Annotated in this window: 23 protein-coding genes and 2 riboswitches; of the genes, 8 read left to right on the top strand and 15 right to left on the bottom strand. The window is 31.1% G+C overall.

The features are described from left to right. Positions 1-7: 7 nt before the first annotated feature. The 6 genes from HMPREF2897_RS05955 to HMPREF2897_RS05930 form a co-directional block, all read right to left on the bottom strand. A complete protein-coding gene (locus HMPREF2897_RS05955; RefSeq protein ID WP_038812766.1) occupies positions 8-1189 on the bottom strand; it encodes a bifunctional 3,4-dihydroxy-2-butanone-4-phosphate synthase/GTP cyclohydrolase II in 1182 nt (393 codons plus the stop codon). Positions 1190-1201: 12 nt separating this feature from the next. Beyond that, positions 1202-1834, bottom strand: coding sequence for a riboflavin synthase (locus HMPREF2897_RS05950; protein WP_002474991.1), 633 nt, complete (start codon positions 1832-1834; stop codon positions 1202-1204). A 6-nt stretch (positions 1835-1840) separates the two neighbouring features. Next, the gene (ribD, locus tag HMPREF2897_RS05945) at positions 1841-2884 is read right to left on the bottom strand and encodes a bifunctional diaminohydroxyphosphoribosylaminopyrimidine deaminase/5-amino-6-(5-phosphoribosylamino)uracil reductase RibD (RefSeq protein ID WP_070592803.1); all 1044 of its coding nucleotides are present in this window, start codon (positions 2882-2884) and stop codon (positions 1841-1843) included. 148 nt (positions 2885-3032) lie between these two features. Further along, positions 3033-3173: riboswitch (FMN riboswitch) on the bottom strand. A gap of 148 nt (positions 3174-3321) precedes the next feature. Then, on the bottom strand, positions 3322-4806 hold the full coding sequence (locus HMPREF2897_RS05940; RefSeq protein ID WP_002457859.1) for an FAD/NAD(P)-binding protein: 1485 nt from the start codon (positions 4804-4806) through the stop codon (positions 3322-3324). A gap of 348 nt (positions 4807-5154) precedes the next feature. After that, entirely contained in the window at positions 5155-6006 is an 852-nt protein-coding gene (locus tag HMPREF2897_RS05935; protein ID WP_001830727.1) for a peptidoglycan release complex glucosaminidase SagB, read from the bottom strand. A gap of 378 nt (positions 6007-6384) precedes the next feature. Continuing rightward, complete coding sequence (locus HMPREF2897_RS05930) at positions 6385-6600, bottom strand: hypothetical protein (RefSeq protein ID WP_002446723.1); 216 nt, start codon at positions 6598-6600, stop codon at positions 6385-6387. A 206-nt stretch (positions 6601-6806) separates the two neighbouring features. Here HMPREF2897_RS05930 and HMPREF2897_RS05925 point away from each other — a divergent pair, with 206 nt between their 5' ends. Both HMPREF2897_RS05925 and HMPREF2897_RS05920 read left to right on the top strand, forming a co-directional pair. Further along, the gene (locus tag HMPREF2897_RS05925; RefSeq protein ID WP_002446724.1) at positions 6807-7286 is read left to right on the top strand and encodes a sigma-70 family RNA polymerase sigma factor; all 480 of its coding nucleotides are present in this window, start codon (positions 6807-6809) and stop codon (positions 7284-7286) included. Between the two features lie 5 nt (positions 7287-7291). Then, entirely contained in the window at positions 7292-7735 is a 444-nt protein-coding gene (locus HMPREF2897_RS05920; protein ID WP_002457860.1) for a competence protein ComK, read from the top strand. Here the strand turns inward: HMPREF2897_RS05920 and HMPREF2897_RS05915 are convergent. Further along, positions 7722-8165, bottom strand: coding sequence for a hypothetical protein (locus HMPREF2897_RS05915; protein WP_002446726.1), 444 nt, complete (start codon positions 8163-8165; stop codon positions 7722-7724). The genes HMPREF2897_RS05920 and HMPREF2897_RS05915 overlap by 14 nt on opposite strands. Positions 8166-8304: 139 nt before the next feature. Next, on the bottom strand, positions 8305-9018 hold the full coding sequence (locus HMPREF2897_RS05910) for a transaldolase (RefSeq protein ID WP_002446727.1): 714 nt from the start codon (positions 9016-9018) through the stop codon (positions 8305-8307). 276 nt (positions 9019-9294) lie between these two features. Between HMPREF2897_RS05910 and HMPREF2897_RS05905 the strand changes: the two genes are divergently transcribed. From HMPREF2897_RS05905 to HMPREF2897_RS05895, 3 genes are read left to right on the top strand one after another with little or no spacing between them, the layout of a single operon-like run. Beyond that, positions 9295-9603, top strand: coding sequence for a hypothetical protein (locus HMPREF2897_RS05905; protein WP_002446728.1), 309 nt, complete (start codon positions 9295-9297; stop codon positions 9601-9603). A 36-nt stretch (positions 9604-9639) separates the two neighbouring features. After that, complete coding sequence (crcB, locus tag HMPREF2897_RS05900; protein ID WP_002446729.1) at positions 9640-10005, top strand: fluoride efflux transporter CrcB; 366 nt, start codon at positions 9640-9642, stop codon at positions 10003-10005. Next, a complete protein-coding gene (locus HMPREF2897_RS05895; protein ID WP_002457861.1) occupies positions 10002-10355 on the top strand; it encodes a fluoride efflux transporter FluC in 354 nt (117 codons plus the stop codon). The genes crcB and HMPREF2897_RS05895 overlap by 4 nt, the downstream gene beginning before the upstream one ends. 248 nt (positions 10356-10603) lie before the next feature. Here HMPREF2897_RS05895 and HMPREF2897_RS05890 read toward each other — a convergent pair whose 3' ends face one another. From HMPREF2897_RS05890 to metK, 3 genes are all read right to left on the bottom strand, one after another. Further along, complete coding sequence (locus HMPREF2897_RS05890; protein WP_002446731.1) at positions 10604-11440, bottom strand: aldo/keto reductase; 837 nt, start codon at positions 11438-11440, stop codon at positions 10604-10606. 180 nt (positions 11441-11620) lie between these two features. Continuing rightward, on the bottom strand, positions 11621-12529 hold the full coding sequence (locus HMPREF2897_RS05885; RefSeq protein WP_002446732.1) for a hypothetical protein: 909 nt from the start codon (positions 12527-12529) through the stop codon (positions 11621-11623). Between the two features lie 102 nt (positions 12530-12631). After that, positions 12632-13831 (bottom strand): methionine adenosyltransferase, encoded by a 1200-nt coding sequence (metK, locus tag HMPREF2897_RS05880; RefSeq protein ID WP_002457863.1) that lies wholly within the window; start codon positions 13829-13831, stop codon positions 12632-12634. A gap of 108 nt (positions 13832-13939) precedes the next feature. Continuing rightward, a riboswitch (SAM riboswitch) is annotated at positions 13940-14049 on the bottom strand. Between the two features lie 151 nt (positions 14050-14200). Between metK and pckA the strand changes: the two genes are divergently transcribed. Then, positions 14201-15793, top strand: a complete 1593-nt coding sequence (gene pckA, locus HMPREF2897_RS05875) for a phosphoenolpyruvate carboxykinase (ATP) (RefSeq protein WP_070592802.1) — start codon at positions 14201-14203, stop codon at positions 15791-15793. A 226-nt stretch (positions 15794-16019) separates the two neighbouring features. Here pckA and HMPREF2897_RS05870 read toward each other — a convergent pair whose 3' ends face one another. Both HMPREF2897_RS05870 and ytkD read right to left on the bottom strand, forming a co-directional pair. Continuing rightward, complete coding sequence (locus tag HMPREF2897_RS05870) at positions 16020-16808, bottom strand: alpha/beta hydrolase family protein (protein WP_080052294.1); 789 nt, start codon at positions 16806-16808, stop codon at positions 16020-16022. Beyond that, complete coding sequence (gene ytkD, locus HMPREF2897_RS05865) at positions 16795-17262, bottom strand: RNA deprotection pyrophosphohydrolase (protein WP_002446736.1); 468 nt, start codon at positions 17260-17262, stop codon at positions 16795-16797. Before ytkD ends, HMPREF2897_RS05870 begins: the two co-directional genes overlap by 14 nt. Before the next feature lie 70 nt (positions 17263-17332). Here ytkD and yidD point away from each other — a divergent pair, with 70 nt between their 5' ends. Next, a complete protein-coding gene (gene yidD / locus HMPREF2897_RS05860; protein ID WP_002457867.1) occupies positions 17333-17581 on the top strand; it encodes a membrane protein insertion efficiency factor YidD in 249 nt (82 codons plus the stop codon). On the opposite strand, the gene menC is transcribed toward yidD, so the two are convergent. After that, positions 17578-18579, bottom strand: a complete 1002-nt coding sequence (gene menC, locus HMPREF2897_RS05855; RefSeq protein ID WP_070592801.1) for an o-succinylbenzoate synthase — start codon at positions 18577-18579, stop codon at positions 17578-17580. The genes yidD and menC overlap by 4 nt on opposite strands. Continuing rightward, positions 18569-19993: an o-succinylbenzoate--CoA ligase gene (gene menE, locus HMPREF2897_RS05850; RefSeq protein WP_046044309.1), complete on the bottom strand. Its 1425-nt coding sequence runs from the start codon at positions 19991-19993 to the stop codon at positions 18569-18571. Before menE ends, menC begins: the two co-directional genes overlap by 11 nt. Positions 19994-21240: 1247 nt before the next feature. Between menE and HMPREF2897_RS05840 the strand changes: the two genes are divergently transcribed. Then, entirely contained in the window at positions 21241-21906 is a 666-nt protein-coding gene (locus HMPREF2897_RS05840; protein ID WP_002446741.1) for an Ltp family lipoprotein, read from the top strand. Positions 21907-22198 lie beyond the last annotated feature (292 nt).

Below are 22198 nucleotides of genomic sequence, written 5' to 3'. Positions count from 1 at the left end.
AGTCCTCCTATATTAAATGTCCCATTTTATTTTTTTTAGTTTCCATATAACTATGGTTATGTTGCGTTTCTGGTACGATAAGTTCAATTCTATCTACGATTTCAATGCCGTAATCTTTTAAACCTTCAAATTTTTTAGGATTATTGCTGAGCAAGTTAATTTTACTTAAACCAAAATACTTTAATATTTCAGCTGCAACATGATAATCCCTCAAATCCTCATCAAAACCAAGAGCAAGATTTGCAGTAACTGTATCATAGCCTTTTTCTATTAACTCATATGCGCGCAACTTATTCATTAAACCTATTCCTCTACCTTCTTGAGGTAAATAAATAATCATTCCACCATGTTCTTCAATATATTTCATTGACGCTTCAAGTTGTGCCCCGCAATCACATCTTTGACTATGAAAAATATCCCCAGTCAGACAAGCAGAATGCAGACGTACATTAGGATTGCTTTTTAAATCTCCTTTAACTATAGCAACGATTTCTTCTTCGCTATAATCCGTTGTAAATCCATACATATCAAAATGACCAAAATCTGTTGGCATCTTGACCTTTGCCTTGAGATTAACATTAAGTTCAATAGCCTTACGAAAGGCAACCAAACTTTTTATAGTAATCATTTTTAAATGGTGACGTTCTTTAAAGGACTGGAGATCTTCACCCTTAGCCATTGTTCCATCATCATTCATAATTTCGCAGATTACGCCAGCTGGTTGTGCTCCTGTTAAACGTGCCAAATCTACGGCAGCTTCAGTATGACCATTACGTGTTAACACACCATTTTCTTTTGCTATAAGTGGAAATAAGTGCCCCGGACGATGAAAATCTTCAGGATTAGTCTTTTCATCTATGAGTGCTCTAGCCGTTTTTGTACGTTCATGTGCACTGATTCCTGTAGTAGTTTTATAATGATCAACACTTACAGTAAAATGTGTGCCATAAATATCTGTGTTATTTTGTTCCATAGATTGTAGTTTTAATCTTTCAGCTATAGATTTATCAATTGGTGCACAAATCAGACCACGACCCTCTTTAGCCATAAAATTAATGGTATTATCATCCATCCATTCCGTAACAGCTACAAGATCTCCTTCATTTTCTCTATCTTCATCGTCAACTACAATAATGCTCTCTCCATTTCTTAAAGCCTCTATAGCCAACTCAATTGTATCGAATTGCATGTGATATTCCTCCTAAAAACCAAATGCTCTAAGCTTTTCTTCTGTTATCTGCGATTGATTTTGATTCATGATGTTTTCAACATATTTGAATAGTACGTCAGACTCCAAATGCACTTTGTCGCCCACTTTTTTAGATGAAAGAATAGTAGATCGACGTGTCTCTGGTATAAGATGTATATCAAAAGTATGATCATGTAAATCAAATACAGTAAGACTAACTCCGTCTACAGTTATAGAACCTTGCTTGACCATTTGATTCAAAATATTTTTAGTTGTTTTAATAGAAATAATTTTTGAGTTAGCAGTTTCATTGATTTTAGAAATTGTTCCAAGCTCATCAACATGACCTAACACGAAGTGTCCACCAAATCTCCCACTTCCACTCATGGCTCTTTCGAGATTAACTTCTGTATTACGTTGAACATTTCCAAGATATGTTTTGTTTTCAGTCCCTTTGATGACTTGAACTGAAAAACTTGAATCAGTGAAATCTATCACAGTTAAACATGCACCGTTAACACTTATTGAATCACCAATATGCATATCAACTAAAATGTTTTGTGCTTTAATTTCAAGCGTTCTTACTGATTGCTCAGAGCGAACTTGTTGTACAGTACCTATTTCTTCAATGATACCTGTAAACATAGACATTCACTTCTTTCGTAATTTCAATTTTAAATTTTGATTAATTAACTTGGAATCAACAATTTCAAATTGAGTTGCTTCAGGCAAATCAATCACTTCGTCAGTCTTATAAAATTGATGTTTGCCAGAACCACCAATTAATTTCGGGGCTATATATAAAATGAGTTCATTTAGATGTTTGGATTGGAGAAATTGCGAAGTAATATTTGGGCCTGCCTCGACTAGCAGTTTCCCAATACCTCTTTGATATAAGTCTTGTAATATTGTCGTTGTATCACATTTACTTATATTTATTATTTTAATAAAACTTTTATCTGTTTTTAATTTTTCATTTTCAGTGTAAATCCATATCTCCGATGCAGTATATTTAAATATTTGTTGATTAAAATCGAGTTGTCCTGTCTTAGAGAGAATAACACGAATCGGATGTTTTCCATCAGGAACCCTGGTTGTATACAATGGATTGTCTGCTTCAATGGTTCTACGCCCAGTAATAACTGCATCATGCTCATGTCTTAATTGATAAACATCTTCTTTAACTTCTTTGTTTGTTATCCACTTACTTTCATTAAAGTCTGTTGCTTGTTTACCATCTAAACTAGATGAAACCTTTACAGTTACTTCCGGAACTTCGTTTCTTTTAGCAGTAAAAAAGTCACGGTATAATGCAGCTGCATTTTCATTATATTGAAATTCAACCTCTATACCAGCTTCTCTAAGAATCTCGTCACCCTTGCTTACTAAAGTAGTATCTTTAACAGCATAGATGACCTTTGATATGCCCGCTTCAATAATTTTATCCACACAAGGTGGCGTTGAACCATGGTGTGTGCATGGTTCTAATGAAACGTATATGGTAGCACCTTGGGCATTTAAACCTGCCATTTCAATAGCTTGTACTTCAGCATGTTTATCTCCCTTTTTTAAATGTGCACCTAAACCTACAATCCTACCATTTTTAACAACAACGGATCCAACTGGAGGATTAACACCTGTTTGTCCATTTACCATTTTTGCTAGTTGAATAGCATCATCCATAAATCTACTCAATTGATCACCTCAAAAAAACCTTATACCTATACTGTAGGCATAAGGAGATATCTATATCTTTAAATAAGCCTATTGGCATACTTAAAATTGCACAAAAGTATACAATACGCTTATCATAACTACACGAATTTGTGTAAGTCGATAATTCATCTTCTTTCTCCCATCCAGACTCTAACTGTCGGCTCTAGATTCACACTAGATCAGCCACTAACATCAAAAAAACAATACTAGTGGGTCGCAGGCTTAATTTACTGCCGGTTGGGAATTTCACCCTGCCCCGAAAGAAATATATGAAATTGTTATGATTAATTGAGTCCAGTAGTTCTTCACTACATTTTAAATCTTACTATATTTAAATTTAAAATACAATTTTATAGCTTACTTTATTAAAAGATTTTATGAAGATATATTAAACTCACAAACACGCTAAATGCATATTACTTATTTCGATTTTCCTGTGTTATATATAATTGAGATACTGTATCAACAACTTGATTAACAATCATCTTTACACCATTTCTAAGTTTATTGACACCGTTGGTCATTTGTCCAATTGCAATCACATTTTTTAAGGTTCCATATCTAGGACTTATGACTTGATTTGTTTCTGGGATAATTTGAATGCCACCCATAGGATGACGTTGAACAATTTGTCTATTTTCTAAGTTTAAAATTAATTGATCATCCTCATCTAATTGAGAAAGATGTGTTTTAGAACCTGTAGCATTAATAACAATGTCAAACGACTCATAATTTTGCGTGGTGTCGTTGTACTTTAACATAAATTGCTCATTTTTATGGACTATGTCTTCTAGTCCCTTTTTAATGACAAGTTCATTATTCTGTATTAACTTAATTAGTAAACGAGCCGTTCTAGGAGGCATTGGATTAGAATTTAATTGAATGATTTTAGTGTACTTACGATTAAAAGTTTCTTGATCTTTAACGCTCAAACTATTCCAAATCCAGTTTAAATTTTCTTTTAAATGTTCAATAATACTTTGGAATATCCCCATTTCTTCTTCATGTTTCAAATCATACTCCAAGTCTTTCACATGGTTTCCAGTTCTACGATAAATAAGTTTTTTAAAGTCTATTCCATAATCTTCACATTCTTTTAAAAATAATGAAACTACCTTTTCTAATGGTACATTACCAAAGTGTTTTTTCATAATTCCATTAAATCGTGATTTAGTTAAATGCGTAAACTGAATTTTAGTCATTTTTCCTCTAACACTTGGCAATGCTGCAGAACGACTTGTCATAGTAATGGGTAAAGATGGATGATGTGCAGCTACATATCTCACAGCATCTAAACTAGCCAACCCTGTTCCAATAATCACGATTCGATCTGAATCTTTAACATTATCAAGAGTATGATATGTAGGATACGGCGTTTGGATATAGCCTTTAGTTCCCTTCAAATCATAAGGGTCATGGTAACTAAAAGTTCCAAAAGTTAAAAATAAATAATCATATTCACGCCATTCTTTTTCATCATCACATGTACATACATGATATTTTAAATCTGTGTCATCAACATCGGATTGTGTAAAAATTTCTTGTACTTTATCATTGATAATAGTTAAATTATCAAATTGGTCATTATAATAAGATAAATAAGACTTCATATAATGACCAAATACAAATCTAGGCAAATATTGAGGATTACTAAAATTGAATTCTGTCTGATTTTGATACCACTTCCAAAACTCTTGGTCATCATCAAGATTTAAGCTCATAGATTTTGATGGCATGTTAATAAGTAGTTCGCTACTATCATTTTGAAATGGAACACCTTGACCCATATTTCTATCATCATCATATACATCTACTTTTAATTGAGAAAAGTTTTCATGTTTAACGAGTTGGCGTAACACACTTACACCAGCTGTTCCCATACCTATTATTGCTACACGCATATCAATCATCCTTATGTATTTATTATTAGTAGTTACATTTTATTGTACACTTTTTCACTATATCTATATTACCTATTTGATTGACTTTTAATCTTAAAATAGTATGCTAAAATTTTATTTGAGGTGAAGCTTATGAAATTTATAGTTAAAGTTTTAATTGCTTTTGCAGTTCTGTTTACAATACTATCGCGAAAAAACAAAGCTGAATAATTCAACATTTAATCCAATAAATTAAAAACACCACTATAAAACTATTGAAAGTTAACTATTGCTTAAATCTAAATTAATTTTAATTAGCACGATTAACTTCACAACTTTTATTAGTGGTGTTTAGTTTAACTATTTAATTTATTTTTGGTGTTTATCGTCATCTTTATAAACATATAATTTGAAGTATTTACCTTCTGTTTTCATGTTCTTGTAGAAATCTGCAATGATATTCGCGTTACTTTCAGCCCATTTTATATCAGTAGCATATTGGTGTTCACCCGGATTTTTAGGATTCCATCTCATACTATAAAGTGTATTTTGATCATCATGAGATAAGAAATGCTTATGAATAAAATCAGCGCCACCATATATAGCTTTTTGTGGTGTGTCCCATCCATGTTTTTTAGCATATTCGGCACCTGTTTTAATAGGGTCACTATCTAATGCACCAACACCATAGAAATTGTAATATTTTTTACCATCTATTTCTACACCATTAGCGAGTTCACTTTTAGCTGCACCTGTTTCTAATAGAGCATGAGAAATAAGATATACTTCATTGACATGTTTAGACTTTGCGGCATTAATAAAATCATCTGTATGTTTTAGTAGTACTGGTCTATCAAACAACATACGTTTAATTCTATTTTTATCAATGCCTTGATACTTAGACAAATCTAAAAATTGATATTTTTGTTTATCATCATCTATGAATTTACTACTATCCATAGCTTCTTTAATTTCTGTACCAGACGCATCACGCCAAGCTGTATTAGCTTTGTTAGATACTTGTTGGCTCGTATAATTGTGTATTTGCTTTTTAGATGCTTTATCTAAAGTTTTATCTAATTTTTCAACCTTTTCAACTGGTTTGACATGTTTAAAAAATATTTGATCTGAAATCATTGAAAAGAAGATAAAACCTGTAACAACAAATACAATTAGCAAACCTATGATAGCTAATATTGAGCCTTTCTTGTGCTTAGTCATATTCACACCTCTTAGGTCATTGTTGTTAAACTAGTCATTCTATTACGATAATCAAGTTTAACATTATTCAAACACATTCACAATTTGAAACTTCTTTTGTTACAAATTCATAAATAAATGGTAATCAAATTGAAATTTAAATAAATAGGTTACACGATGCACATATTAAAAAAATAAGACAAGAATCGAAATTTTTTTAATGCCAAATGAATGTTTTTATATACTGACAAAACTGAAAAATTCATTGATTATTATTAAACAGCAATATCACCTTTTGTTTTTATGGCAATTAGATTTAAATTTTAATTTATTTAAACATTATAGTGTTGAATAGGTTTTATAAATCCAAATTTAGTCACTATGGTGACACTCTAAATATCATTTCTTATAATTCATCATTATGAAACTTACAGCTTGTGATCTATTTTTATAATAGTATTGATTTAAATCGATAGTTCCTTCAATTTCACCTTCACGGTATTTCATCTCATTGGTGAAATTATTAATCATCACAAAATCAGATCGATCTCTAATGATATCCAAATCATCATTTCGTGCAAAAAAGTGCTCTAGATTTAAATGTGCGTAATCCATAAAAGTCCCTCCTCTTTATTCAAAAAGTATTTATGTTGAAAAGCCAAGTTAGCATGCAAATAAAACACTTATTTTATATATTAATAAAGTCTATGACTACTATTTAACACCTATTGCTTCAATTACGCAAATGATTATTTTCAAACAATAAGTTAACTTCTATTTATCCGGAAATCACTTTATGTACATAAATAGGAGTTAATTACATGTCATTTGAGGAATCATATAAAAAATACAATAATATCATACATTATTTGTTAAAAAGTTATCAAATCACTTATAATTATGATGAATTTTATCAACAAATGCTCATTAAAATGTGGCAACTTACACTCGATTTTGATGAACAACAATCTTCTTCTTTTAAATCTTATCTATTTATACGCTTAAAATTCTATCTTATAGATTTATTTAGACAAAAAGATACTACGCTTAATATATGTAGTATTGATACCCTTTCAGAACTTTCTCCGTCAATTTCAATCAACGAAATCGATTTATTTATTAAAGATATTTCACAACAGTTACTTCCACGCGAACGAGATTGGTTAGCCTTATATTTACAAGGATACAAACAATATGAAATTTCCCAAATCTTAGATTTTTCACCTACAACGATTAAAAAAATAAAATCTAACACAATACGAAAACTACGTCGTTATTTAATTTTATCTACAAAGGATTGACATCTATGAAATGTATATCAACGCATTCACTTTTATATCTTCAAACTGCGTTTTCAACAAATGTTGAAACCTATATTCAGTATGAACATTACAATATTCATTTACCATGTTCACCTGAAAAAACATTACATTATTTATTGGAATTACATCAAAAATCTTATCATCATCAATGTATGTTATCTAAAAATATTTTAAACATAAAAAAACTCATACCTATCTATATCAATGAGGAAACCATATTATTTCCAGTTACGCAAAAACGTGCATCGATTAAATATTTTATCAATGCACGCAATATTATAGGAATTCATTCTTCAATTCATACAACAAAGATAGTTTTTGAAAATGGTTCGACTATCGAAGTGAACATCCCCTATACCCTAGTAACAAAAAAGTGGCAAGAAAGTCTTACCGTAGGTCATATCATAGAGAAAACTACTTTTTATTAAATTTATATTCTAAAAGCTTTTTAGTGAATAAGGCAGTCGTATGTTTAATAGCATATAAACTAGCAATCATCATAACTATCGCAATAATCAAAACAGTTAACATAACAAAACCTGATAAATCAATACGTGGGTTGATATAGGCATGTACTATAGCTAAGCTGGTCACTAACCCTAAAATAAAGAGTCCGAGCAAAAATGCATAAGCTAAAACCATACAAATTAAAAGTACGAACACATGAGAAGTCGATTTTTTCTTATGATTAAATATAAATTTCTTTAAATATTCATTTGAAAATCTTATTGGCTTATTTGTGTCAACACTTTTATCCTGATCAACTGAGTCAATATATTTGTTAAGCGCATTTTTTTCTTTAGCATTTAAAAACCATAATTGCTTATTTACTCTTTTGATGAATTCATTTTTACTCATTTGATAGGTACCTCTCTTCAGAATTAGTCATATTTATCAATAGTAAATGAATTAAACTATTCTTTCAAATCTTCTTATATAACTAAAATAAAACAGCAATCTAGTGAAATAAATCCACTTAATTGCTGTTTTTTTACATTTATAGAATTGACAAACCAGAACTTTGAATATCTTTGGCAAAACCTTTGACTGTATCTACTGAAAGTTCTCCTATATCACGGCCTAAATTATTATTAACTTTTTTTACAACATCAGCTGGGCAAGTAATAATATCAGCGCCAATTTCATCAGCTTGAATTACATTATATACTTCACGACAACTAGCCCATAATAATTGAACGCCTTCTTTACTATGAGTTACCTTAACGGCTTCTTTCATCAAAGGAAGTGGATCAATACCAGTATCTGCAATACGTCCTGCAAATACTGACACATATGTTGGCACACCTTCAGTTACAACGTCAGTAATTGCTTTTACTTGCTCTATAGTATAGACAGCTGTAACATTCAACCTTACCTGTTTCGATGATAAACTTTTAATTAATGGTAGTGTAGACTCACCGGTTGTTGTAACAATAGGAATTTTTACAAATACATTATCACCATATTGTTTTAAAATCTCAGCTTCTTTTTCCATAGTAGGTAAATCGTCGGCAAACACCTCAAAAGAAATTGATGCGTCAGGTATTTCACTAACCGCTTCCTCTGCAAAAGCTTTATAATCAGTTACACCCGCTTTAGCCATTAAGCTTGGGTTCGTTGTAAAACCATCTACAAGTTGATTCTTATATGCTGATTTCATTTCTTCAATATCTGCACCATCCGCAAACACTTTAACATTTAACTTTGTCATGTCATTTCTCCTCCTGAACGTGAAAGGTCAATACTATCAATTATATGTATAGAATTGATTATTTGTATGTATATCATACTAAAACTAGGGATAGCGTTTTGTTATCACGTTTTAAATTTAAAAATTTTATAACTTATTTATAACATGACCTTGAAATGTAAGCGAATTATTTGCTTTAATTTTAAATATACTGTCTAAAATGGAATGAAAATTACTATGTTTAAGTTTAATAAATATGATAGTATATTGTAATAATGTTTATCTAGGAGGCAGTTTATGGCTCGGTCAAAAAAGTATTTTTATCTTAGTCTATTAATGATAATTTTAAGTTTTTTCTTTAATACCAATAATTCATTATTGAGTAATATATTTCAATCGTTTATGAAAATTGTTGTAGTTACAAGTATCGTTAATATTATAATACTTATTTTATCGATAGTTTTTGCCGATAAATCTATAAAGTATGCTAAGGAAAGTTCAGATTGGATTAGATTTGCAAGCAAAATTTTACCATTGATTATTTTAATCACTATTATTATCCATATTCTTTCATCTTTACATACTTTTGGTTACATTTTTAAATAAACAATCAACTCTTTTATATTTTGAGGTGAAATATAGATGCAATATCTATATATTTTTGTAGGCGGTGCTTTAGGTGCATTGATAAGATTCTGTTTATCAATGCTTAATGAAGGTTCAACCTTTCCGTTGGGAACATTTGTTGCAAATTTATTGGGTGCTTTTTTAATGGGCAGTATCGGCGCTTTAAGCGTTTCACTCTTTAAAACTCATCCAAACATAAAAAAAGGGCTTACCACTGGTTTACTTGGTGCGTTAACTACTTTTTCAACATTTCAATTTGAACTTATAACACTACTTAATCAACATCATTTTATACTGTTTACTGTATACGGTGTAACGAGTTATATTTTAGGAATACTAAGCTGTTACCTCGGTGTCAAAATAGGAGGTAGATTTTCTTGATTACTATTTTGCTCGTTATGTTAGGTGGAGGAATCGGTGCTGTATTTAGAGCCTTAATCACAAATATATGCCAAAGCTTATTCAATAGTAAAATTCCTATTGGAACATCTATAGTAAATATTACAGGTAGCTTAATTATCGGGTTTATGATGGGGCACGCACTCGCTAGCCAGGATATGTTTCCTTTCTTTGTTACAGGTGTTCTCGGAGGTTTAACTACTTTTTCAACATTATCATCTGAACTTGTTAATATGTTAAGCCCTCAATTTAAACCATTACGTTTTGTAGTTTATTCCTTATTACAATTTATTTTAGGTTTCATTGCTTGCTTCTGTGGATACCATATCTAATATTAAAATAACTTTTACTTACGGTTATAGTAACTTATTTCATAGATTATGATTTCTATTTGTATCTTTAATTATCTTATTAATTTAGAAGCTCAACGAAACTAAATCCTTATTAAGGTCCTCAAGCTATCATGACAACGAGAATAATTGTAGTTAAAAAATAAACATATTCTCAACTCAACGATGTTGTACCAATATATAATAATGGCTAAGACAAATGCTATTGTCTTAGCCATTTTACTATTGATTTACTTACCGTCAAATTCAAGAGGGTTAGGTCCAATTCTTTTATCTTGATTTAATTGATCGATTCTTTCCATTTGGTTGTCGCTTAATTCAAAATTCCATACGTCTAAATTTTCTTCTATGCGATGTGGTGTTACGGATTTAGGTATAACAACAACATCGTGCTGAATATTCCATCTTATTACAACTTGGGCTGGAGTTTTCCCTACTTCATTAGCTACTTCATTTATGACATCATCATGGAGAATTTGTGAATTCATTAATGGAGACCATGATTCCATGATAATATTTTGGGCTTCTAAATACTTTCGCAATTTATTTTGTGTTAAATAAGGATGAAATTCTACTTGGTTAATGACCGGTTTAATAGAAACTTGGGCAAGCAAAGCTTCAAAATGTTCTGGGGTAAAATTGCTCACACCAATATTTTTCACCTGATTTTGTTTATATAAGTCTTCCATACCTCTCCAACTATCAATCATTACCGCTTCATTTGTACCTGGCCAATGCATTAGATATAAATCTAAATAATCCAGTCCTAATTTTTCAACAGATTGGCGATAGGCTTCTTCCACATTTTGACGTCCAAAATCAGTTAGCCATAATTTAGAAGTTATAAATAAATCTTCACGGCTCAAACCAGTCGATTTTAATCCTTCCTTAATACCTTGACCTACCGTTTCTTCGTTACCATAAATCATTGCCGTATCTATACTTCTATAACCTTGTTCGATAGCATGTTTTACAGATTCTCTACATTCATCGCTATCTTTTACTCTATAAGTTCCGAGTCCTATTTTAGGCATTGTTCTTCCGTTATAAAATTGAACCGTCTCCATATGATCTCTCCTTTAATCATTGTAATTAAAAAATTTACTAGTAATACATACCCTTTTTTTACTTTTTAAAAAAGTAATACTATCAAATCAAAAAAGCCTTCAAAACAATTAATTTGTAGTAATTGTTTTGAAGACTATAATAAGCACTCATATGAAAAATAAAGTAATTTCTTTAATAATTTAATTGAATGACTCAATTTTATCCATGATATCTTGTAAATCATCCACATTGTACTGTATGCGTCCATGGAAAACAAACTTGTTAAAGAATTCTTCTAATTGTTCAGGACCAACTAAAACTTTAACATTTGATGATTGTGTATAATGAGAAATAGTCACATCATTATCCTTTTTAGGATTAAAATACAGTATTGATGTTGGCGTATATTTAGTATTCAATTCATTTTGTAAGTCTCCTGCTAATTTTTCAATATGTTTAATCTTATCCGAATAATTAACAAAAGATAATGAATGTTGATCTTCATTTTGATCCAAGACCAATGTCTGTGGCTGTGATGAATCTAAGTCGAGCGTGTCAAAAACTTGTGACATCGTAGGTAATTCTTTAAATTGCGCACCACTAATGCCATTATAAACATGGCCTTTTAATAATTGAGAGTCAATAATATATAAGCCAGTTCGTGTAAGTACTAGATGACTCACACGTTCAACATTAGTTAACTCATTACTAGGCAAGAAAATATTTGCCATAATATGCATATCTTCAGGGCGTATTCTCTTTTCATTTACTAGTCTCTCACGAATACCAATTAATCTCATATCTGTCACATATTCGCTATGATTTTTTGAGAATAGTTTCAACGCATCAATTTCACGATTTTTGTTACTAACTGTCACGTCAAAATCTTCTTGTTGTTTTGTAACAACTTTTTTATTCTCTACTCTCTCTTTTTCTAAAGCTTCTTCATGAGATTCTTTAAGATGTTGCTCTTTTTCTTTATAATGTGCTTCTGTTTGATTTTTCACTTTCTTCTTACTATGGTTCGCTACTAAGAAGAGTACAAAGAATAAAACAGCCACAAGTATTGCAACAATTAAGCCGATTACTGTCGGTGAAGAAAAATCCATTAAAACAACGCTCCTTTATCAGTTTCAATAACTCTAATTATAATAGAAAAAAGGCTTATTTTCGACATATATTTTATAATTATTTATTTTCTATTTTACAAGTCATTGAATTTCAACTGCATCTTTTAAAAGGTTGACTTTATCTAATTTTTCCCATGGTAATAATACGTCTGTACGTCCAAAATGACCATACGCTGCTGTTTGTTTATATATCGGTTGTTTTAAGTCTAACATTTTAATGATACCTGCTGGTCTTAAATCAAAATGCTTTCTTACAGCTTCAACTAAACGTGCTTCTGAAACCTTTCCAGTATCAAACGTATTAATTGAAATAGAAACGGGTTCTGCTACACCGATTGCATATGCAAGTTGTACTTCACATTGTTTAGCTAAACCAGCTGCAACAATATTTTTAGCTACATATCTTGCTGCATAAGCTGCTGAACGATCTACTTTAGTAGGATCTTTACCACTAAAACAACCTCCACCATGACGGGCATAACCACCATACGTATCAACTATAATTTTACGTCCAGTTAAACCAGCATCTCCTTGAGGTCCTCCAATAACGAAACGTCCAGTCGGGTTAATGTAAAATTTAGTTTCTTCATCTAATAAAGCTTTATCTACAGTTGGGTATATAACATGCGTTTTAATGTCTTTTTCAATTTGTGCTAACTCTACATCTTCAGCATGTTGTGTAGAAACAACAATAGTATCAATACGTCTAGGTTGGTCATCTTCATCATATTCAACAGTCACCTGTACTTTTCCATCTGGACGAAGATAATCTAAAATTTCATCTTTTCGTACATCAGATAATCGTTTAGCAAGTTGATGTGACAGGAATATAGGTAGCGGCATATACGTATCAGTTTCATCAGTTGCGTATCCAAACATTAATCCTTGGTCACCTGCACCTGTTGCTTCAATTTCTTCTTCAGAAATTTCATTTCGATATTCAAGCGCTTTGTCTACACCCTGTGCTATATCAGGTGACTGTTCATCAATCGCAGTTAACACTGCCATTGTTTGTGAATCATAACCATATTTTGCTCTAGTATAACCAATATCTTTAATCGTTTCCCTCACCACTTTAGGAATATCTACATAAGTAGTTGTTGAGATTTCTCCAGAAATAAGTGCCATTCCTGTTGTTACTGTTGTTTCACATGCTACACGAGCATTGGGATCATCCTTTAATATTTCATCAAGAATGGCATCTGAAACTTGGTCAGCAATTTTATCAGGATGGCCTTCAGTAACTGATTCTGAGGTAAATAATCGTTTATTGTATGTCATCATTTTCTCCTTTAAATAAATTACGAAAATTCTCTTTAAATATGAGAGCTAAATAAAAGAGCCTTCTTCACTATATAGATAGAGAGAAGGCTCTTAAACGTCCATTCGCTCTTATCGTTCAGACCATATTTGTCTGCAAACGGTTTGGCACCTTTCTTTAAATAAAGAGGTTGCTGGGTTTCATTGGGTCCATGTCCCTCCACCACTCAGGATAAGAGAATCCGTTAAACTTAATAATATCTAATTCAAAGTATGTTGTCAATTTTATACATTGTCACTATTTCTATTTTAAAGTGGATAAATTCAATCGGTGTGTTATACTATCTAAATGTAAGGGCTTACATAAATTATTGTATGGAGGGATTGGGTATGTCTATAGATACATACACAGAAACACTTAAGATAAATCAGCTAATAGAAAAAGCTACATCACATTTTCAACTATCATCAACACAATTATACAAAAAAATTTTAAAAAACCATGAGGGTGAATTAACTGAACTGGGGGCAATAAATGTTAAAACAGGTAAGTACACTGGTCGTTCACCTAAAGATAAATTTATTGTCACTGAACCATCGTATAAGGATAATATAAATTGGGGAGATATCAATCAGCCCATGGATGAAGAAACATTTCTAAAACTTTACAATAAAGTACTCGACTATTTAAATCAGAAAGATGAACTTTACATATTTAGTGGATATGCAGGGAGCGATAAAGAGTCACGTCTTAAACTTAAGGTGATAAATGAATTAGCTTGGCATAACTTATTTGCTCGTAACATGTTTATTCGTCCAGAATCTATAGATGAAGCTCAAAATATAAAACCCAACTTTACGATTGTTTCAGCACCTAACTTTAAAGCTAATCCTGAATTAGATGGGACACATAGTGAAACATTTGTCATTATATCTTTTAAACATAAAGTGATTTTAATTGGTGGTACAGAATACGCTGGTGAAATGAAAAAAGGTATTTTCTCTGTAATGAATTATTTGCTTCCAATGCAGGATATCATGAGTATGCATTGTTCAGCTAATGTTGGAGAAAAAGGAGATGTAGCATTATTCTTTGGATTATCAGGAACTGGTAAGACGACGCTTTCTGCCGATCCAAAACGTAAGTTAATTGGTGACGATGAACACGGTTGGAATAAAAATGGCGTTTTTAATATTGAGGGTGGATGTTATGCAAAAGCAATTCATTTATCTAAACAGAAAGAGCCTCAAATTTATAATGCTATTAAATATGGAACAATCTTAGAAAATACAGTTACAAATGATGACGGTACAGTAGATTTTGATGATAACACCTATACTGAAAACACTCGTGCCGCCTACCCTATTGACTATATAGAGAATATTGTTACACCTTCAAAGGCAGCACATCCGAATACGATTATATTCTTAACCGCTGATGCATTTGGAGTTATCCCTCCTATTTCAAAGCTAACTAAAGATCAAGCAATGTATCATTTCTTAAGTGGGTTTACGTCTAAACTAGCTGGAACAGAACGTGGTGTTACTGAACCTCAACCATCGTTTTCAACTTGCTTTGGTGCACCATTCTTACCTTTAAGTCCAACAAAGTATGCTGATTTACTTGGAAATTTAATCGATATTCATGATGTTGATGTATATCTAGTAAATACTGGATGGACAGGTGGCAAATATGGTATAGGGCGAAGAATTAGTCTACACTATACTCGTGAAATGGTAGATCAAGCTATATCAGGTAAATTAAAAAATACTAAATATATTAAAGATGATACATTTGGCTTAAATATTCCAGTTCAGATTGACAATGTACCTACAACTATTCTGAATCCTATCAATGCTTGGAACAATAAAGATAACTACAAAGCACAGGCTTACGATTTGATTCAACGCTTTAATAATAACTTTAAAAAATTCGGCAAGGAAGTCGAACATATTGCCAACAAAGGTGCATTTAATCAATAATTAATATGCACATTTATATGTTAAATTTAAAAGCATTGTGCCTGAGAAAGCTTTCAATACCTCAGGCACTTAAATTTTTATTTAAATGCCGAGTGGATTATTAATACATTTATTTGAGGATATCTATATATGATAATACATTTCTAAAGTTTCAAACAATCTCATTATTTAATATCTAATTATTTCTAATATATACATTGTTATCATCAACATGTATAATCCATTGTCACAATATATTTAAATTTTTATTTTCGACGTCGTTCATCCATTGATGTATATATTGAATTACGTCTCTCATCGCAGCAGGTCGTGGTACATGACCTTCATCCAATTGATAATAGGTTTGATAATAGGTTCCTTTGGATTTTAATTTTTTTTCTAAATCATAAGCTTGGTGTATTCCAACTTGAATATCTTTGCCACCATGAATAATGAGAATAGGAGGACTATCTTTTTTTATAAATTGCATTGCATCTCTGCTCTTATAAGCTTTCGTATCTTTTTTTGGATGTCCAACCATTCGTCGTAACATTCCTCTCAAATCAACTCGTTCTTCATACATTAAATGTATATCAGATACGCCACCCCAAATCATATAACTATCTACAGGCAAATCATTAAAAGTAAGTAATCCCTGTAGACCTCCACGTGAAAATCCTACCATATGTATAAATGCAGAAGGATAGTTTTGATTTAAAAGTCGAATCAAATGCGTTACATCATTTAAATCACCACGGTAAAATTCATCTCTTCCTTCACTTCCATTATTTCCTCTATAGTATGGGCCTATAACTAAGGTATGTTCATTTGCAAATTGCATAAGTCTTGCGGCTCTCACTCTTCCAACTTGCCCTTTACCACCTCTTAAGTATATAACAATACGTTTGATATCTTTTTTGCTTTTCGGAATCATCATCAGAGCCTTAACTTTTAAATAATCTACAATATATGTTACTTCATTAAAAAAATGAGTTTCATATTCGATTGGCATGCGCTTTTCCTTAATAAAATCCAAGTGCTCTCACCCTTTCCAAACAATGAAGAATCGCCTTATCATTGATTAAAAAACTTCTTTTATTTAAAGGAATATCATTAATATGATGATAAAGACAAGGGCCTAAAGTCTCGTAATAGGTATCTACATATTCCAAATGACTTACTTCAACGAAGTAAACATCCTTAATAAACGGCTCATCATGCTCCGTTTTTATACGATACTGTGCAAAATAGTAGATAAATTTTGCGATTGCACCCGTCTCTTCGTATAACTCTCTAATTACTGCTTCTTTACTTTGTTCGCTTATTTCAACTTTACCACCAGGAAACTCTATCCCACGTTGTTGATGGTGTGTAAATAATAACTGACTATTGTATACAGGAATTGCAAGAACGTGATTACCATTTGGCATATCATTTTCATTTTTATAGTTCAATGTTACAACCCTTCCATCTTTATCCTCAAACTCCACGTTCCTCACTTCCTCTCATCCTATGTTAAAATATATTTATCAAATATTTAGTTGGAGGCCTTTATCAATGTTGAAAAAAATATTGTTATCTCTAGTTGTATTTTATCAACGTTTTATTTCGCCACTTACACCCCCAACATGTCGATTTTATCCAACATGTTCACAATACACTAGAGAAGCCATCGAATACCATGGTGCTCTAAAGGGACTTTATCTCGGTGTACGGCGCATACTTAAATGTCATCCATTGCATAAAGGTGGCTTTGATCCTGTTCCATTAAAAAAGGATAAAAATTCTAAAACCACACATCATCATTAAACTTTGTTAAGTAAAGAACGCTTGACTTTAGGGGGAGTGAAATAAATCATTCCCTCTTTTAATATGCCACTTGTTTCTACGATATCATTAGCAAAATAATAACCGTGTGGCGTTATATCACCCGGATAATTTCCTTCTTTAGCTAACATTGCTGTAAAATATCTACTTAGACCAAACTCATACATGCCCCCAACTACAAACCTTATATTTTTTTCTTTCAAAATTTTCATGGCGTCTAACATTCTATCTATTCCTCCAAGTCTAAATGGTTTTAACACGACGACTTGTATGGGATATTGTTGAATTATTGATTGTATTTTTTCTATAGAAAGTGCCTTTTCATCGATGGCAATTTTAGGAAAAATAGACATATCAATATCATTTAAATCTTCTAGAATTTTAAAAGGTTCTTCAATATATATAATATCTGATGTTTTTTCATTGGCTAATTGTAAAAATGATGGCTTTGTTAATGATTCATTTGCATCTATTGCAATATCACACTCAAGATTTAATAAACGTATAGTTTCAAGATCTTTGATAAGTGATGTTGACCATTTAAGTTTAATACGTTTCGGTCTTGTTTCTAATAATGTTTCAATTTGACTATTAGTTAAGCCGCTAACTGTAGCACCATATTGTACTTCAAAATCATGCAGATCGTTATACATTTGATAAACAGCCATGACAACCATTGATCGAGCAGCTGGCGCATCATTCATTTGATTGAGGTAAGGTAACCATGAATCAAAAGATATCATATCTTGATGAAGTACTTGTGGTATCCACTTTCTTAATCTATTTGCGACTGTGAGTATTGTTTCTTTATCATACCAATTAGTTAAAAATGCATTACACTCTCCATAATAAATTTCTCCACTATAAGTTACTATTTCCGTAAACAAACTTTCTCGATGCGTTAACTTCACTTTCGGTGTTGAAATTGGTGATTTAAAAGGTTCCTTATAAGTATATAGATTGATTGCCTTAACTTTCATTATTCTTTCCCTCATTCAAGTCTTCACTTTTGACCTTTTTACGTTGTAATTTACCTGTCGATGTATAAGATAAAGATTCTACCTGATAATATTTTTTAGGAATTTTATATCTAGCTACATGATTTTCAAAATGTTCTATTAATTCATTACGATTAATATCTTGATTTGTCACATAATATAGTATTGGCACTTGCCCCCAAGTATCATCTGATATTCCCACACATACGGCATCTTCAATGCCTTCAAAGTCTTTTGCTATTGTTTCAATTTGGTAAGGGTAAATATTCTCTCCGCCACTTATAATCAAATCTTTGCGCCGATCATATATCATGACATAACCCTCATCATCTATTTCAGCTATATCTCCAGTTTGAAAATACCCATCATTATCAAATGTGTCTTTTAAATCTTTGGGATATAAATAACCATTCATCACATTTTCACCTTTAATTAATAACTCTCCATGGCCATATGCGTTGGGATTTTTTATTTTCACTTCAACATTTTCACTTGGTTTTCCAACAGTATCGAAACGTTCATTTAACATTTGAGGTGAGGCTGTTAGAAACTGAGAGCAAGTTTCTGTCATACCAAAAGAATTATATACAGGTAAACGATAAGTCAATGCTTGCTCTATTAATTGTGGTGATAATTTAGCACCACCTAGCAGAATTTTTTCTAAAGAAAATGGTTGAGTCAATCCTGCATCCATTAACCACTTTAACGTTTGTGGAACAAGAGACATGTGGGTGATTGGATAAGTCTTGATTTGTGTTAACATATCATCAGTTTGAAACTTTTTAACAAGTCTGACAGTGAATCCTTCTATCACTGCGCGTAAAATAACACTGAGCCCAGAAATATGATATATAGGTAAGACCGAAAGCCACTCAGTATCTTGTTCGAATCCTAAACTATGTTTACAGCCTATAGCACTGGCTAAATGATTATTAAACGTTTGAGGCACAGCTTTTTGAGGTCCCGTCGTTCCAGACGTAAACATAATTGATGCAATCGATTCTAAATTAAATTTGTAACTTGAAACATCATATTTATCCAATTGTGTTAAATCATTAAAATGATATAAATTAAATCCTTCTAATTCTAAAGGTAACGTGTGTACAATCGTTGTTATGTCGACCGAATTCATTTGATTTATCATCTCATGTCGCGTTAAACGTGTATTTATCATAGCGATTTCAATATGAGCTAACCAACAAGCATGAATCAAAACAACTGAATCAATATCATTGCTTATATATAAACCAATCCTTTTCTGATTTAAAGAAGTTAAATATTGCGCGATTGTTTTTGCACGATGATATAATTCTTCGTACGTTAAAGATAACTGATTTGTAACAATCGCCAATCGATTTCCATTTGATTGAGCTTGTTCCTGTAACCAAAAATTCACAATGCATTCCTCCAAATTATATACACGTATAATTATACCTACTTGCTTATTAAATATCAGTAGTTGAGCTTAATATGTTATTTTCAACTTAAAGTAATATGTTTAAAAGTCAATCACCTATTGAAAATGTGGACTACATGCGTCATCTATCAGTCTTTAATATAGTCATTGCTTTTAAGTTAGTAACCTACGTAACTTTCATCATCACATTTCAATTTATAAAGTACTCTATTATTTTAATCAATGATTCCATTATTGACTATATATACATTTTTTATAAGAATCGTTCTCTTTTCAAAAATAAATTATCTCATGAATTAATCATTTAATATATCCCATTTAAATAATATTGTAACACCGATTAGTTTGTGATATTTTTAAATTACTTTATATAACAATATGGGGTCTTATATGAGTACCGAAATTGTTAGATAATTTTTCCGAGATATCTCAACGAATATTAAAAGTATAGATTGAAGGGAAATAGATGAAGCTATAAAATTCACTCATTCTAACATTCCAATAGGAATAAAGAGAATTTAAACTGTAACTGATAATGTTTAATGTTATTAAATTAACAGAATAAAACTTCATAATGAAAAACAATCAAATTATCTCTTATATTACACCTGATGTTACTGAAGATGAAATGAGAGAAATTATAGCTTTTATGGATTAATAAAAACAAAAGAAAAATAGCGATAAATAAAGAGAGACGCTTATATTACTAATTTACACTTTAGTATGATTAAGTCTCTTTTTTTTATAAATAAAATTATGCATAATTTAAGGTTTCATATAGGCGTTGATGTTATATATAAAATATATACAATTTCTAAAACTAAATAAGGAATGAGAATTATGCATCAATATAAGGAGTTGATTGATGGTATAGATATTAAATATATTGAAATGCCTGATAAATTAGAATACGTCATTTTTTGATAGTGAATTATATGTTAACAGTAGATTATCATCAAGTTTTTATGTGAAAGAAGACATCAAAACTTACTATGTAAAAAGTAATAAAACTAACGCACTTATCTCTTTAAATCAAATTGAAAAAGCAATCAACGCTCACGATTGCAAAACACTTCAAGACTTGAGTAATTACTTTAACTTACCTACTACACATTTATTTCTAACAATGTGATTCTATAACCTTAAATATACAAATTTGCTTTTTTCAATATATTAAAAATTAAACCTGCTACTTTTCATCAAATAGATCCACAGGAGGACGTTTTATGCAACAAGAAACAACATCATGGTACAAACAAGAGTGGTTTATAGTTTTATCACTTTTATTCATTTTTCCACTAGGTTTATTTCTCATGTGGAAATTTAGCAAGTGGCCATCTATTGCAAGAACAATCATTACTGTTGCAATTTCAGTTATCGTATTAGCAAGCATTACCTATTATGGTAATCTACAAATGATTGTACCAGCAACATCAATTTCAAATAACGAAACTAAAGAAACTACAGAGAATACTGTAAATGATAAAGACGAGCTAAATCATAAAGCTGCAGTAGAAGAAACAAAAACTAATTATGACTCCACCAAAGAAAATACTAAAGAACCTGCAAAAGAAAATGAATCTGCAACACGATTGGAGAACTCTGCACTTGAAAAGGCAAAGTCATATTCTGATGATTTCCACATGTCTAAACTAGGAATTTATGATATTTTAACATCTGAATATGGAGAAAAATTTGATAAAGAAGATGCACAATATGCTATAGATCATCTAGAGGCTGATTATGAAAAGAATGCACTTGAGAAAGCAAAATCATATGCCAAAGATATGCATATGTCTAATGACTCAATTTACGATCTTTTGGTGTCTAACTACGGTGAAAAATTTACAGAATCAGAAGCAAAATATGCTATTGAGCATTTGGATAATTAAGTTTACGGACGAGTAACTTTCTCGTCCTATTTTTTAACATCAAGAGTAAAACAATGAGAATGAATGTGCAAAAATTAATATAACATGGTCTTATGATTTTAGATGTAAAATAAGAGCTCTCGTAAAAGAGGTTATAAAACTAAAAAGTAGCGTATAAGGCAATGCAACTTAAAGATTTTCACAAGCTTTTAAAGATGCGTTAAATGAGGAAATAATTGAACGTGATCCAACTTGGAACGCCCCTATTTATGAAAAGAAAACTACAAAGAAAGAAGAAGATAAATTCATGTCT

The organism is Staphylococcus sp. HMSC065D05 (assembly GCF_001813195.1).
Taxonomy (GTDB): Bacteria; Bacillota; Bacilli; order Staphylococcales; family Staphylococcaceae; genus Staphylococcus; species Staphylococcus epidermidis.
The sequence above is the reverse complement of the archived record's forward strand: the minus strand, read 5'-3'. Positions and strand labels throughout refer to the sequence as shown.

What these genes read in the sequence shown, in the direction of transcription:
- HMPREF2897_RS05955 (WP_038812766.1), bottom strand. Translation starts at nt 1,189, where the DNA reads ATGCAATTCGATACAATTGAGTTGGCTATAGAGGCTTTAAGAAATGGA.
- HMPREF2897_RS05950 (WP_002474991.1), bottom strand. Translation starts at nt 1,834, where the DNA reads ATGTTTACAGGTATCATTGAAGAAATAGGTACTGTACAACAAGTTCGC.
- HMPREF2897_RS05940 (WP_002457859.1), bottom strand. Translation starts at nt 4,806, where the DNA reads ATGCGTGTAGCAATAATAGGTATGGGAACAGCTGGTGTAAGTGTGTTA.
- HMPREF2897_RS05935 (WP_001830727.1), bottom strand. Translation starts at nt 6,006, where the DNA reads ATGACTAAGCACAAGAAAGGCTCAATATTAGCTATCATAGGTTTGCTA.
- HMPREF2897_RS05930 (WP_002446723.1), bottom strand. Translation starts at nt 6,600, where the DNA reads ATGGATTACGCACATTTAAATCTAGAGCACTTTTTTGCACGAAATGAT.
- HMPREF2897_RS05925 (WP_002446724.1), top strand. Translation starts at nt 6,807, where the DNA reads ATGTCATTTGAGGAATCATATAAAAAATACAATAATATCATACATTAT.
- HMPREF2897_RS05920 (WP_002457860.1), top strand. Translation starts at nt 7,292, where the DNA reads ATGAAATGTATATCAACGCATTCACTTTTATATCTTCAAACTGCGTTT.
- HMPREF2897_RS05915 (WP_002446726.1), bottom strand. Translation starts at nt 8,165, where the DNA reads ATGAGTAAAAATGAATTCATCAAAAGAGTAAATAAGCAATTATGGTTT.
- HMPREF2897_RS05910 (WP_002446727.1), bottom strand. Translation starts at nt 9,018, where the DNA reads ATGACAAAGTTAAATGTTAAAGTGTTTGCGGATGGTGCAGATATTGAA.
- HMPREF2897_RS05905 (WP_002446728.1), top strand. Translation starts at nt 9,295, where the DNA reads ATGGCTCGGTCAAAAAAGTATTTTTATCTTAGTCTATTAATGATAATT.
- crcB (WP_002446729.1), top strand. Translation starts at nt 9,640, where the DNA reads ATGCAATATCTATATATTTTTGTAGGCGGTGCTTTAGGTGCATTGATA.
- HMPREF2897_RS05890 (WP_002446731.1), bottom strand. Translation starts at nt 11,440, where the DNA reads ATGGAGACGGTTCAATTTTATAACGGAAGAACAATGCCTAAAATAGGA.
- HMPREF2897_RS05885 (WP_002446732.1), bottom strand. Translation starts at nt 12,529, where the DNA reads ATGGATTTTTCTTCACCGACAGTAATCGGCTTAATTGTTGCAATACTT.
- metK (WP_002457863.1), bottom strand. Translation starts at nt 13,831, where the DNA reads ATGACATACAATAAACGATTATTTACCTCAGAATCAGTTACTGAAGGC.
- pckA (WP_070592802.1), top strand. Translation starts at nt 14,201, where the DNA reads ATGTCTATAGATACATACACAGAAACACTTAAGATAAATCAGCTAATA.
- menC (WP_070592801.1), bottom strand. Translation starts at nt 18,579, where the DNA reads ATGAAAGTTAAGGCAATCAATCTATATACTTATAAGGAACCTTTTAAA.
- HMPREF2897_RS05840 (WP_002446741.1), top strand. Translation starts at nt 21,241, where the DNA reads ATGCAACAAGAAACAACATCATGGTACAAACAAGAGTGGTTTATAGTT.